Raw genomic sequence first — 12,472 nt, forward strand, 5'->3', positions numbered from 1 at the left:
GATGAAACTGACCCTGCTCTCCCGCTGCATGCGCGCCCTGTTGCCCCGTTGCGTCCGCACCAAGGTGCGCTGGCGCCTGCTGCTGCTCACCTCGGTACCCATCATGCTCACCCTGGTGGGCATGATCGCGCTCACCCTCTACTGGACCCTCACCTACAGCTGGCAGAACCTGCTCACCACGGTGCGCAGCGATCTCGGGGTGGCCCACCACGCCATCACGGTGCAGCAGCAGCGTCAGACCGAGCATCTGGAGCATTTGCGCGATGCCTGGGCCTTTCAGCTGCGGCTGCGGGAATCGCCGGATCAGCTGCATGACTGGGTGATGCCGCTGGCGGCCAACTATGGTCTCGATTTTCTGCGCTTGCGCCGTGGCCCCGAGCTGGAGCAGCTGACGGCGCAGGAGCGCGCCGCCCTCACGGCCGGTCGCAGCGTCAGCCACTTCGTGGTCTGGTCGCAGCAGGAGATGCTCGCCCTCTCCCCGCAACTGGCCAAACGGGCCGTGCTGTGGCAGCGGGATGGCACCAGGGTGGTGGAGGACAGGGGACTGATAAGCCTGTCACTAACCCCTGTGATGGGCCGCGACGGCTCCCTTTGGGCGGTGCTGGAGGGGGGCGAGCTTGTCAACGGCAGCACTCGGCTGGTGGATGAGCTCAAGGGTCAGGTGTTTGCCAAAAATACCCTGCCGGATGGCAGCGTCGGCACCGTCACCCTGTTTCTCGACGATCTGCGGGTGAGCACCAACGTACCGGTCAGCAGTAGCCGTCAGGTGGGTCGGGCGGTGGGTACCCGGGTCTCGCCGCCAGTACGCGAGCAGGTGCTGGGGCGGGGGGAGATGTGGGTTGACCGCGCCTTCGTCCACGATGCCTGGTATGTCTCTGGCTACGAGCCGCTGCTGGGAGCCAGGGGCGAGCGGATCGGCATGCTCTATGTGGGCTTTCTCGAGTGGCCCATTATCCGCACCTACCTCACCAATCTGGTGGAGCTGGGTTCCGGCGTAGTGCTGCTGTTGCTGCTCTCCGGCCTGCTGGTCTATCGCGGCGCGCGGGATCTCTTCTCCCCCATCGAGCGGATGCACAAGGTGGTGCGGCAGGTGCAGGCCGGGGAGTCCGCTCGAATCGGTCCGCTGGCCCTAGACCCCGACCACGAGCTGGCCCAGCTCGGTCGCCAGTTTGACGCCATGCTGGACCGGCAAGAAGCGCATCAGCAGCAGATGGCCCGCAGCGCCGACGAGCTGGAGCAGAAGGTGGCCGAACGCACCCAAAGTCTCGAGCTCAAGACCGCGGAGCTGGAAGATCATATCCATATGCTGACCGAGGCGCGCCAGCAGCTGCTGATCAGCGAGAAGCTGGCGGCCCTTGGCGAGCTTTCGGCCGGGGTGGCCCATGAGATCAACAACCCCCTGGCGGTGATCCTCGGCAATGTGGAGCTGATGAAGCTGGAGCTGGGGGAGGCGGCCGAGCCGGTCAGCGAGGAGCTGGCGCTGGTGCTGGCCCAGATCGAGCGCATTCGTGCCATCACCCGCAGCCTGCTGCAATATTCGCGCCCCGGCGATTACGAGACGGCGCCTGTGTGGCAGCACCTCAACCCCATCATCGAGGAGAGCCTGACTCTGGTGCGCTCCGCCCTGCGCCAGCAACAGGTGGAGCTGGTGGCCGATCTCAGGGCCCAGCAGCCTATCGAGGCGGATCGCCAGCAGCTGCTGCAGGTGCTGATCAACCTCTTGGTCAACGCCAGCCACGCGCTGGGAGAGCAGGGGGAGATCCGGGTCGAGAGCCGCGACTGGGTCGATGAACTGGGTCAGCTGCGCGGGGCCGAGGTGCGGGTCATCGACAACGGCAGCGGCATCGAGGCGGCGATTATCGACAAGATCTTCGACCCCTTCTTCACCACCCGCGCCACCGGCACCGGGCTGGGGCTGGCCCTGAGCCACCGCATCATCAGCCGCTGGGGTGGGGAGCTGTTGGTGGACTCCACCCCGGGGCAGGGGAGCTGCTTTACCGTGCGGCTGCGCAGCCACGCCCTGCTGCCCAGCGGCAGCGAGCCCGCGAAACTGGAAGGGTGGCGCATCGCCCTCAATGCCGAGGGGCGTGAGACAAGCGATTGATGCTGTTATAAAAAGGCCCGTTATAAAAACAGCCCGTCAACATGGTTGGCGGGCTGTTTTGTCTGTGGGTGAGTGGTTATTTACTGCGGACTCCACACCAGCTTGCCGCTCTGGGTCAGGTCATAGCCGCCGAGGCGGGCCGCCAGCTCGCGTCCCTCGGGGGATTGCAGCCAGCCGATCAGCTGTTGCAGCAGGGTGCGAAAGAAGACCCCCTGCGGCATCACCAGATCGAAGCACTCCTGCGACAAGGGCATAAAGCCGAGGCCAAACTCGGTGGCTGTGCTCTGGGCGCCGGGCCCGACATCCGCATCGCCGCGGCTGATGGCGGCAGCCAGCTCCCGCTCGCTGTTGACCTCGAGGGTGCGCTCCAGCCGGGTCAGCGATTCCCCTTGTGTTTGCAGCCACTCCTGCAGGGCGCGCTGGCTGCCAGCCCCCTCCTGACGCATGGCCCAGCGCCAGTCGAGCGCCTCTTTCGCCTCCTTGGGTTGCAGCCCCTGGCGCAGCACTAGACCCTGCACCCGCCTGAATCCATGAACGATCACCCATTGCCGGTGGCCCTGATACTGCTGCACCAGCGCCGGGTGGCGCAGGTGCGCCTCCTCGGCCTGCCCCCAGTGGATGGCGCAGAGATCCACATGGCCGCGCGCCAGCATCGCCAGCCCCTGACGGGTGCCGCACGGGGTGTAGCCCACCAGTGCCTGGGTGCCGAGCTGCCGCGCAAGCTTGCTGCAACCATAGTGCAGCAGCACGTCGTCCGAGCCTGCCAGCAGCAGCCGGTCGTTCATCACCCCCTCGTGGCAACTACCGAGCAGCCAGCGGTCGAGCAGGGAGCGGGGAAACAGCCACTTGCCGGTCGCCTTGGTGGCGGGGATACGCGCCTCGTTGGCGAGCTGGTAGACCTTCTTCTCGTTGAGATCGAGGTATTCTGCCACCTGCTTGACGTTCATAAACTCATTCATGGCTTAGTCCCGCATCCCGCGACCGGCCGAACCGGGCGCCAGCACCGGCGGCTTCTCGTCCAGCACCATATGGTCGTGACCGCTGAATACCTCGAAATGGCGCCCCTTGGCGCGGGCAATCATGGTGATGCCGAGCTGGCGGGCGAGATCCAGCCCCATCTGGGTGACGCCGGAGCGCGACAGCAGCACCGGAATCCCCATCTGCGCCACCTTGATCACCATCTCCGAGGTGAGCCGCCCTGTGGTGTAGAAGATCTTGTCGTGGCCACTCTCGCCGCGCATCCAGAGCTCGCCCGCCAGGGTATCCACCGCATTGTGGCGCCCCACATCCTCGACAAAAGAGAGGATCTCCGCGCCGCGACAGATGGCGCAGCCATGGACGGCACCGGCCATCTTGTAGGTTTCGTTATGGGCCGACAGGGCTTTCAGCAGGGCGTAGAGGGTGCTCTGTTTAAGCTCGGGCGCCGCCAATACCACCCCTTCGAGCTTCTTCATCACGCTGCCATACATGGTGCCCTGACCGCAGCCGGAGGTGACCGTCTTCTTCTCCAGTGACTTGTCGAGATCGTCGGCCTGCTGGCTGCTCACCACGGCGGCGGCCTCGCTCTCCCAGTCGACGATCACCGACTCGATGGCCGAAATATCCTCGATAAAGCCCTGATTTTTCAGATAACCCAGTACCAGTGCCTCGGGGCGCGCCCCCAGTGTCATCAGGGTCACTATCTCCTTCCAGTTGAGGTAGACCGTCAGTGGCCGCTCACAGGCGATTTGGCGGGTGTTCATTGTGCCCTGCTCATCCATCACCTCGACGGCCATGGTGAGTTGGGCGGCAGCATTGCTTTTGATAAAGGTCGGTGTCATGGGCCCCTCGCGACCGGTTGCCGGGATCTAAGGGGAGGGATACAGCAAGTTTTGTTCCAAGTATTATGTTGTTGATATGAAGATGAGAAATCCCATTTTTATAAAAATATATAAAGGGATGATTCCATATTTTAAAATTATATTTATTGAAACTGAAGGAATAATGCCATGGTATAAAACAACATATTATAACCATGGCTTTATGAGGTGAGCTATTATTTTACTGGTGTTTTTTTAGGTTTTATTTTTGCGCCGACTTCGTTATTGTTATTTTTTGACGAAGATAGATTGAAATTGTGTGTAGAAGATGTTGCTAGGTTTATATTGCTAACAATTTTATTGGTTAATAAAGCAGCATCCTCTATAACCTTTTTCTGCTTCTCACTTAGAGTGCCAAGCATAGCTGCAGAGGGAATATTTGCATTAAGGTGTATAGGAATATTCCTGTTCAGAGTTGACAGAAATGCATCATTATCCATCAAAGACGCCATTCTATTTTTCTTTTCAACAGCATGCTCGAGCTCAGAAATTAATGCTGATTTATCTGCGTTGTCATCACTTAAGTCTTTTAATTGACTGAATAAGCTTTTTATTTTATCTTCATTTACACTATTTTCAGCTTTTGTTTCATCATATTCTCTCTGTAGTTTTTCAAGCATTTCTGTCCTATCTTGCAGCTCTTTTGCCAATTGCTTAGCAAAAGACCCCATTTCATCAGCACTACCGGAAAGTCGATTGAAAATTTGAAGAAAATTAGAAACATGCTGATTATTAGAGAAGTTTGGGTATCTAACGACATGATCTATTTCACTCCATCCCTCTTCAAAGATAGTCCTCACCTGCACCTCAGTAAGTAATATTTTATTAAGTGGCTGAGATGTGAATATATAATGAATGGAGCGATATCCAGCTGGGTGTGGCTTTTTATCGAAAATATCTAAAACTGAATCTTGAACATCTCCTTCTCTATGATAATAAATAGGTTTCTCGATGTGGCTCCAGTTATCTCTTAAGTAAGAGTCAATATCCAAATAGTCATCTTTAAATAAATGGAGTGCTCTAACTCCGACTAAATCAGTTACTATTTCATGATAGTTGCATACACTTATTGATGTATATTTTTCATTGTAAACATTAGAATCAGGATTTCTCTTTCTAACTATTTTTTCCATCAAGTGCTGAGGGTCTTTAACTCTCCATCTGACAGAATGAACTTTATTGCAACCTTGAATGACCTTAGCAAAAAACTCTGCTGATTCTTTTCTGGCATCAAACAGACGCTGATGGTCTAATCCTATTGCCATTAAGTCATCCCAACAAATATTTGCTTTTTCGAAGTCACTGCTTGATATTTTATTCCTTTGACAAAAGGAATCTTGAGTTAAGTTATTTATATTTTGTATGTTTTCCATTTTCATCCATTTAAAATTGATTAAGTTGTCATTATTAAGTTTACAGTAATTGATTAATTGGGGTCGAGTGAATATTTCTTTAGAATGTGGACAGTCGCTCGATTTTTAACCTCCCCCTATTGAGTTGCCTTGGCCCCACTCTTGCTATGTCTTATCCCATTGATGGCTGTGGCCGCCCTGAATCTCCTGCCGTGATCCGCCCCGAACTGGGTGGTTCAAGGGGGAGGGCGGCCCGGCAGAGACCTTCTGATGGGAGCCGTGACAGTGCAAGAGACAACCAAACCCCTCTCCCCGCAGCGCTGGCTGCAACTGGAGTTAAAGGCCATCGACAGCCAGGTTGGCCGCTGGCAGAGCCGCCGTTTTGAGATAGCAGCGCTCCACCCCGCTGAACCTGAGGCTGCCGGTGCCTTGCCCCTTACCCTGTTTCGCGATGAGCGGGGGGATTATCGCTTTAATTTGAGCTCCGGCTCGCCCCGCCTGTTTGTCACCGGAAGCCGTGTGGACACTGGCTTTGTGGCCGATGGCCTGACCCTGAGCCAGACCGTGGCCGCCGCCTATATGGATGGCGAGCGGCAAGTGCTCTCCTGCCCGCTACCCGAGGCGCTGCAAGCCTGGGTGGAGGCCTTTATCGGCCGCCACGGCGAGCTGCTGGAGGCCCGTCGCAAGGGCAAAAAGGGCAAGGGTCGGGCGCAGGATCAGCTCGGTGTCGATAGCCAGGATCAAGCCAGCTGTGGCGCCGTCAAAGCCACCAGCCCCGATGGCCGCGAGCGTGGCTGCAATGCCGAAAACATTGCCGGAAACAATGCCCATGAGTGACTTCCTCAAGCGCTGGTCGTCTCGCAAGAGTGAGGCGCGCAAGCATCAGGCATTGCAGCCAAGAGAAGAGGTCATTTCTGAGGCTGTTACCGTGCCAATCGAAGGTAGTGGTGAAGGTGAAATATCAGATACCGCGCTGGATAGCCCCGTAGTCAGCACTGACAAGGGGAGCTGCGAATCCCTTGCCGTTGAGGGGGCAGAGAGTGGCGAGCCGCCGCTAACAACAGCCCAGCCGGGCAAGGCAAAACTCCCCGACAGGGAGGCGCTGCGGGCCATGTTTCGCAGCCACAAGCCGGATGGGCTCGACGACTACACCCAGGATTTCAGTCAGCCCGAATTGCTGCCCGCGGCCCTGACCGCCGGGCTGCGCAACTGGCTGGTGGATCAGGTAATCGCCCCGGAGAGCGAATCGGCCAACCCGGCCAACGGATCCGCTGAACCGCTGGCGCTTGTCAGCGAACCTGCCGCCGAGCAGCCCGAGCGGGCTGATAACCATTCTCAAACCCACACCGACGATCGGGACATTTTGGTTTCCTGTGGTGGACAAAATGTCCCAACCAAAGGTGGGGGAATGGAACCCTCAGGATCCTGACTCCCTGTCAGTCACTTTTTTTCCGGGGGAGTTGGCTCGCCTCTTGCTCTCTCGGCTTACCAACAAGCGCCCATCCCATGAGGTGGCGCGCACAGGAGCGTATGTGAGCACTGAACAAACATTGCCAAATCTGGCCCCAAATCTAGCCTCCAATCTTGCCCATGGGGCGGGGGCGGCCGAGCATAACGCGCGCGCTCGCGCCTATGCCCTGCAGCATACGGTCAAGACCGACAACCTGATCCCGGCCACTGTCTCTTACCAGAGTCAGGGGCGTCTGCTGCTGGTCGGCCCGGAAGATCGCATTCGCCGCGCCGCCAGCCTGCTGCCTGCCGGGGTGAAGCCCACCCTGCTGGTGACCGAAGCGGTCCATGATGCCGAGGCGGCCGATCTCGAAGCCATTTTCGATGCCACCGCATCCCTCGCGGCCCTGACCCTGCGCGAACCGAGCCTGACAGGGTATCTGGGGCAGTTCCAGCTCACCGGCCTCAATGGGCAGGGGGTGCGGGTTAATCTGGCGGCGCTTTGCTTCCCACAACAAGGCTTTCCACACCAAGCGGCTGCTGTTAGTGAACAGCCACGCGCACCGCGCTTCGATCTGGTGGCCGATCTGGGCCGCGTCCCGCTCTTTGCGCTGGAGCGCCCGCCGGTGGGTTATCTGCATCTGACTGATGACGATGGGCTGGCCGAACGGCTTGCCGAGCTCTGTGCGCTGACCGGCATCTTCGACAAGCCGCGCTATTTTCGCCTCGACCCCGAGGCCTGCGCCTTTACCGCCCGCGGTGTACCCGGTTGCAGCCGCTGCCTCGATGTCTGCCCGACCGATGCCCTCAAGCCCATCAATGGTCGCATCCAGATCGATCCCCATCTCTGTCAGGGCTTCGGCAGTTGCGCCTCGGCCTGTCCGACCGGGGCGATTGCCTATCACCAGCCCGATGCCAACACCAGCGGCGACTACCTGCTGCGCTTGCTCAAGCATTATCGGGAGGCCGGGGGCGACGCGCCCCAGTTGCTGATCGCCGGTGAAAACGAGCGCGAATGGGTGGAAGCCGAACTCACCCGCCTGCCCGCCAACTGGCTGCCGGTCTGGGTGGAGGAGAGCGCGAGTTTAGGCATCGAGAGCTGGTTCGCCGCACTTGCCTATGGCGCCAGCGCGGTGCGCATTGCGCTGGGTGACGATGCCCCCGCAAGCGTCCGTGCGTTGGTTGAGCGGGAGCTGGCCAGCGCCGCCGTGCTGCTGGCGGGCGCTGGCCTTGCTGCCGATCGTATCGCCCTGTTTAACCCGGATGCTGAACAAGATAAGCCGATCTCCGGCCAGCCAGCCGTTGCTCTGCTGGAGAAGCCGCTGAAAGGGGACAAACGGGAAAATCTGTTTGCCGCCTTCGATGCACTCTGGCAGGCCAATAATGGCGGCCACGAGCCGCTGGCGGTGCCCCACGGTGCCCCTTACGGCAGCGTGGAACTGAAAGAAGCTGACTGCACCCTCTGCATGGGTTGCGTGGCGGTCTGTCCGAGCCGTGCCCTGCATGCGGTGGGTCATGCCCCCGGCCTCAACTTTATCGAGCAGGACTGCATCCAGTGCGGCATGTGCGAAAAGGCGTGCCCCGAGCAGGCCATCGTGCTCACGCCCCGTCTGCAACCCGTGCCCGAGGCACGCCTCGCCGTACAGAGCCTCAAGGCCGAAGAGGCTGCCTGCTGCATTCGCTGCTCCAAGCCGTTCGCGCCAGCCTCGATGATCCGCCGCATCCAGCAAAAACTGGCCGGTCACTCCCACTTCCAGAACGAGGCCGCCCAGCGGCTGCTGATGTGCGAGGAGTGTCGGGTCAAGGATGTGTTTGCGGCGCTGGCGGCGGATCCCGTCTCCCAGCTCAAGGTGTGAGGGCCAGTGATGAGTGAACAACATAACGAAAAGGCTGGCGAACTGACCATGACCGAACTGGAACAGAGCAGCGCCGATCTCTACGCCCTGCTGGCAAGCCTCTGGCGCGCCGCCCCCCGTGGCGAACAGCTCGCCTGGCTGCAAGGGTTGCAGGCTATGCCGGGCCCCTTTGCCAGAGGGCTCGGGCTGGTACAGCTGGCGGCCAGCAGCCACCACGAAAACGAGCTTGCCGAGGAGTATCAGGATCTCTTTATCGGTCTGGGGCGCGGGGAGATCGTGCCGTTTGCCTCCTGGTATCTCACCGGCTCATTGATGGAGCTGCCGCTGGCGGTGCTGCGCGCAGATCTGCAGTCCCTCGGTTTCGAGCGCCAGAGCGGAGTGTGCGAGCCGGAAGATCATCTGGCCGCCCTCTGTGAGGTGATGGCGGTACTGATTGCCGAGCAGCACCCGGAGCGCAACCGCTTCTATGAACGCCACCTTGCCCCCTGGGTACTCGCTTGCTGCCGCGATCAGCAACAGGCGAAAGGGGGCAGCTTCTACCGGGCGGTCGGCGCCCTTGCCGAAGATTTCTTCAAGCTGGAAAACGAATTGCGCCTGCCGTTTGGCGCCTGCGTGGTGAGGGGCTGAACGCCCTTATCTGTGCATAACAAGTTCTGCGCATAACAAAATGAACAGACGAGATATCCCATTGGACGCGAAGCTGGCGCGCAGGCGCCGGCAAGAACAACAACAGAGGTCACAAGAATGAGCGATGAACAGCTGAAAGACCCGTCCCGCCGCAATTTGATCAAGGGAGTTGGCGTGGTCGCCACCATAGGCGTATTGGCCGGTGCCACCGGTCGGGTGGTGGGCAAAGAGGTGCTGACCCACGACACCGAGCCTGACAAGGGCTATCGGGAGACCCCCCATGTTCACGACTTTTATCGCACCCTGCGCGGCACCGACTGAGCCGGATCAGTGAAGGAGAACTCATGAAACTGACAAAACGTGCCGAGCAGCCCCAAGTGGGCGAGCAGGGCAATGAGGCCATTCGCGGTCAGGGGCTGACCCGTCGCGCCTTTATGGTCAACTCCGGTCTGGTGGCCGGTGGCGCCGTGGCCGCCGGTTGGCTGGCGCCAGCCATGATGCAGCGGGCCGAAGCCAAAACTGTGGCGGCCGGGGTACCGGTCGAGGTGAAGCGTACCATCTGTTCCCACTGCTCGGTGGGTTGCGGCGTCTATGCCGAGGTGCAAAACGGCGTCTGGACTGGTCAGGAGCCGGCCTTTGATCACCCCTTCAACTTGGGCGGTCATTGTGCCAAGGGGGCGGCCCTGCGCGAGCATGGCCACGGTGAGCGTCGCCTCAAGTACCCGATGAAGCTGGTGGGCGGCAAGTGGCAGCGCATCAGCTGGGATCAGGCCATCGAAGAGGTGGGCAACGAAGTGCTGCGCCTGCGCAAGGAGTCCGGCCCCGACAGCGTCTACTGGCTCGGCTCCGCCAAGCATTCCAACGAGCAGGCCTACCTGTTTCGCAAGATGGCGTCCTTGTGGGGCACCAACAACGTGGATCATCAGGCGCGCATCTGCCACTCCACCACGGTCGCTGGCGTAGCCAACACCTGGGGCTACGGCGCCATGACCAACAGCCTGAACGACATGCACAACAGCAAGTCGATCATGTTTATCGGCTCCAACCCGGCGGAGGCCCACCCGGTCGCCATGCAGCACATCCTGCTGGCCAAAGAGCGCAACGGCTGCAAGATTTTGGTGGTCGACCCGCGCCGTACCCGCACCGCCGCCAAGGCGGACATGTACCTCTCATTGCGCCCAGGCACCGACGTCGCCTTTATCTGGGGCATGCTCTGGCACATCTTCAAGAACGGTTGGGAAGATAAAGAGTTCATCCGCACCCGCGTCTACGGCATGGACGAGGTGCAAAAAGAGGTGGCGCGCTGGACCCCGGCCGAAGTGGAGCGGGTGACCGGCCTCAACGAACAGCAGGTCTATGGCGCCGCCAAACTGCTGGCCGACAACCGCCCCGGCTGCGTGGTCTGGTGCATGGGCGGCACCCAGCACACCACCGGCAACAACAACACCCGCGCTTACTGCATCCTCGAACTGGCCCTCGGCAACGTGGGCAAGAGCGGGGCGGGCACCAACATCTTCCGCGGTCACGACAACGTGCAGGGCGCCACCGACTTTGGCGTCACCTCCGACTCCCTGCCCGGCTACTACGGGCTGGAAGAGGGTTCCTGGAAGCACTGGGCCCGGGTGTGGGATGTCGATTACGAGTGGATCAAGGCCCGCTTCGACAACAAGGCCTACAACGGCAAGTTGCCGATGAACAACAACGGCATTCCGGTCTCCCGATGGGTGGACGGGGTGCTGGAGAACGCCGATCTGATCGAGCAGGGCTCCAACATCCGCGCCATGTTCTACTGGGGCCATGCGGTCAACTCCCAGACTCGCGGCCCGGAGATGAAGAAGGCGATGCAAAAGCTCGACATGATGGTGATTGTCGACCCGTATCCCACAGTCGCTGCCGTCATGAACGATCGCACCGACGGCGTCTACCTGCTGCCGGCCACCACCCAGTTCGAGACCTATGGTTCCGTCACCGCCACCAACCGCTCCATGCAGTGGCGCGACAAGGTGATTGAGCCCCTGTTCGAATCCAAGGTCGATCACGAGATCATGTATCTGCTAAGCAAGAAGCTTGGCTTTGCCGACCAGCTGTTCAAGCACATCAAGGTGGAGAACAACCAGCCACTGCTGGAAGACATCACCCGCGAATACAACCGCGGCATGTGGAGTGTGGGCTACACCGGCCAGAGCCCGGAGCGGCTCAAGGCGCACCAGCAGAACTGGCACACCTTCCACAAGACCAACCTCAAGGCCGAGGGCGGCCCGGTCAGTGGCGAAGTGTACGGTCTACCCTGGCCCTGCTGGGGCACCCCGGAGATGAAACATCCCGGCAGCCATATCCTCTACGACACCAGCATTCCGGTCTCGGAAGGGGGCGGCGGTTTCCGCGCCCGTTTCGGCATCGAGTATCAGGGCGTCTCGCTGCTCGCCGAAGACTCCTGGCCGAAAGGGAGCGAGGTGGAGGATGGCTATCCCGAGATCACTGCCGACTTGATGAAACAGCTCGGCTGGTGGGATGAGCTGACCGAGGCCGAGAAGAAAGAGGCCGAGGGCAAGAACTGGAAGACCGATCTCTCCGGCGGTATCCAGCGGGTCGCCATCAAACACGGCTTCGTCCCCTACGGTAACGCCAAGGCGCGCTGCGTTGTGTGGACTTTCCCGGATCAGGTGCCCAAGCACCGCGAGCCGCTCTACACCCCGCGTCGCGACTTGCTGGCTGACTACGCCACCTGGCCTGATTCGAAGAGCCTGTGGCGCCTGCCGACCCAGTACGCCTCGGTGCAGGAGAAGGATGTCAGCAAGGAGTTCCCCATCATCCTCACCTCCGGCCGTCTGGTGGAGTACGAGGGGGGCGGCGACGAGACCCGCTCCAACCCCTGGCTGGCTGAATTGCAGCAGGAGATGTTTGTCGAGATGAACCCGGCGGATGCCAACGACGTCGGCGTGCGCGATGGTCAGGATGTGTGGGTCGAGGGGCCGGAAGGGGGCAGGGTCAAGGTGAAGGCGCTGGTGACCCCGCGGGTCAAACCGGGGCTCGCCTTTATGCCGTTCCACTTCGGCGGCCACTTCGAGGGCAAGGATCTGCGATCCAAGTATCCGGAAGGGTCTGACCCCTATGTGCTGGGGGAGTCGGTCAACATAGTCACCACCTATGGTTATGACCCGGTCACCCAGATGCAGGAGACCAAGGTCACCCTGTGCCGTTTTCGCAAAGTAGGAGCCTGATCCC

General features: G+C 60.1%; 10 protein-coding genes. 7 read left to right on the plus strand and 3 right to left on the minus strand.

Annotated features, from left to right (window positions below; translation table 11 throughout):
- Position 1: 1 nt before the first annotated feature.
- Entirely contained in the window at positions 2–2,104 is a 2,103-nt protein-coding gene (locus AB5Z02_RS05975) for a cache domain-containing protein (protein WP_368215563.1), read from the plus strand.
- An 80-nt stretch (positions 2,105–2,184) separates the two neighbouring features.
- On the opposite strand, the gene AB5Z02_RS05980 is transcribed toward AB5Z02_RS05975, so the two are convergent.
- The 3 genes from AB5Z02_RS05980 to AB5Z02_RS05990 form a co-directional block, all read right to left on the minus strand.
- Positions 2,185–3,051, minus strand: a complete 867-nt coding sequence (locus AB5Z02_RS05980; RefSeq protein ID WP_180349391.1) for a helix-turn-helix transcriptional regulator — start codon at positions 3,049–3,051, stop codon at positions 2,185–2,187.
- A 15-nt stretch (positions 3,052–3,066) separates the two neighbouring features.
- A complete protein-coding gene (locus AB5Z02_RS05985; protein WP_368175719.1) occupies positions 3,067–3,924 on the minus strand; it encodes a formate dehydrogenase accessory sulfurtransferase FdhD in 858 nt (285 codons plus the stop codon).
- A 215-nt stretch (positions 3,925–4,139) separates the two neighbouring features.
- The gene (locus AB5Z02_RS05990; protein WP_338772206.1) at positions 4,140–5,336 is read right to left on the minus strand and encodes a RelA/SpoT domain-containing protein; all 1,197 of its coding nucleotides are present in this window, start codon (positions 5,334–5,336) and stop codon (positions 4,140–4,142) included.
- Between the two features lie 249 nt (positions 5,337–5,585).
- Here AB5Z02_RS05990 and AB5Z02_RS05995 point away from each other — a divergent pair, with 249 nt between their 5' ends.
- The 6 genes from AB5Z02_RS05995 to AB5Z02_RS06020 all read left to right on the plus strand — a co-directional run bounded on the left by AB5Z02_RS05995 (position 5,586) and on the right by AB5Z02_RS06020 (position 12,468).
- On the plus strand, positions 5,586–6,152 hold the full coding sequence (locus AB5Z02_RS05995; protein WP_368175720.1) for a DUF3305 domain-containing protein: 567 nt from the start codon (positions 5,586–5,588) through the stop codon (positions 6,150–6,152).
- Positions 6,145–6,744, plus strand: coding sequence for a DUF3306 domain-containing protein (locus tag AB5Z02_RS06000; protein WP_368175721.1), 600 nt, complete (start codon positions 6,145–6,147; stop codon positions 6,742–6,744). The genes AB5Z02_RS05995 and AB5Z02_RS06000 overlap by 8 nt, the downstream gene beginning before the upstream one ends.
- A 103-nt stretch (positions 6,745–6,847) precedes the next feature.
- The gene (locus AB5Z02_RS06005; RefSeq protein WP_368215565.1) at positions 6,848–8,620 is read left to right on the plus strand and encodes a 4Fe-4S binding protein; all 1,773 of its coding nucleotides are present in this window, start codon (positions 6,848–6,850) and stop codon (positions 8,618–8,620) included.
- A gap of 9 nt (positions 8,621–8,629) precedes the next feature.
- Positions 8,630–9,247, plus strand: a complete 618-nt coding sequence (locus tag AB5Z02_RS06010; protein WP_150389473.1) for a molecular chaperone — start codon at positions 8,630–8,632, stop codon at positions 9,245–9,247.
- A gap of 117 nt (positions 9,248–9,364) precedes the next feature.
- Positions 9,365–9,568, plus strand: coding sequence for a transcriptional initiation protein Tat (locus AB5Z02_RS06015; protein WP_005303194.1), 204 nt, complete (start codon positions 9,365–9,367; stop codon positions 9,566–9,568).
- A gap of 23 nt (positions 9,569–9,591) precedes the next feature.
- Entirely contained in the window at positions 9,592–12,468 is a 2,877-nt protein-coding gene (locus AB5Z02_RS06020) for a formate dehydrogenase subunit alpha (RefSeq protein ID WP_150389472.1), read from the plus strand.
- Positions 12,469–12,472: the final 4 nt, after the last annotated feature.

It is taken from the genome of Aeromonas sp. R2-3, from assembly GCF_040908375.1.
In the GTDB taxonomy this organism is placed as follows: Bacteria; Pseudomonadota; Gammaproteobacteria; order Enterobacterales; family Aeromonadaceae; genus Aeromonas; species Aeromonas veronii.

Excerpts from the sequence above, each read along its gene's own strand:
- AB5Z02_RS05975 (WP_368215563.1), top strand. The coding sequence starts at position 2 with ATGAAACTGACCCTGCTCTCCCGCTGCATGCGCGCCCTGTTGCCCCGT.
- AB5Z02_RS05980 (WP_180349391.1), bottom strand. The coding sequence starts at position 3,051 with ATGAACGTCAAGCAGGTGGCAGAATACCTCGATCTCAACGAGAAGAAG.
- AB5Z02_RS05985 (WP_368175719.1), bottom strand. The coding sequence starts at position 3,924 with ATGACACCGACCTTTATCAAAAGCAATGCTGCCGCCCAACTCACCATG.
- AB5Z02_RS05990 (WP_338772206.1), bottom strand. The coding sequence starts at position 5,336 with ATGGAAAACATACAAAATATAAATAACTTAACTCAAGATTCCTTTTGT.
- AB5Z02_RS05995 (WP_368175720.1), top strand. The coding sequence starts at position 5,586 with ATGGGAGCCGTGACAGTGCAAGAGACAACCAAACCCCTCTCCCCGCAG.
- AB5Z02_RS06000 (WP_368175721.1), top strand. The coding sequence starts at position 6,145 with ATGAGTGACTTCCTCAAGCGCTGGTCGTCTCGCAAGAGTGAGGCGCGC.
- AB5Z02_RS06010 (WP_150389473.1), top strand. The coding sequence starts at position 8,630 with ATGAGTGAACAACATAACGAAAAGGCTGGCGAACTGACCATGACCGAA.
- AB5Z02_RS06015 (WP_005303194.1), top strand. The coding sequence starts at position 9,365 with ATGAGCGATGAACAGCTGAAAGACCCGTCCCGCCGCAATTTGATCAAG.
- AB5Z02_RS06020 (WP_150389472.1), top strand. The coding sequence starts at position 9,592 with ATGAAACTGACAAAACGTGCCGAGCAGCCCCAAGTGGGCGAGCAGGGC.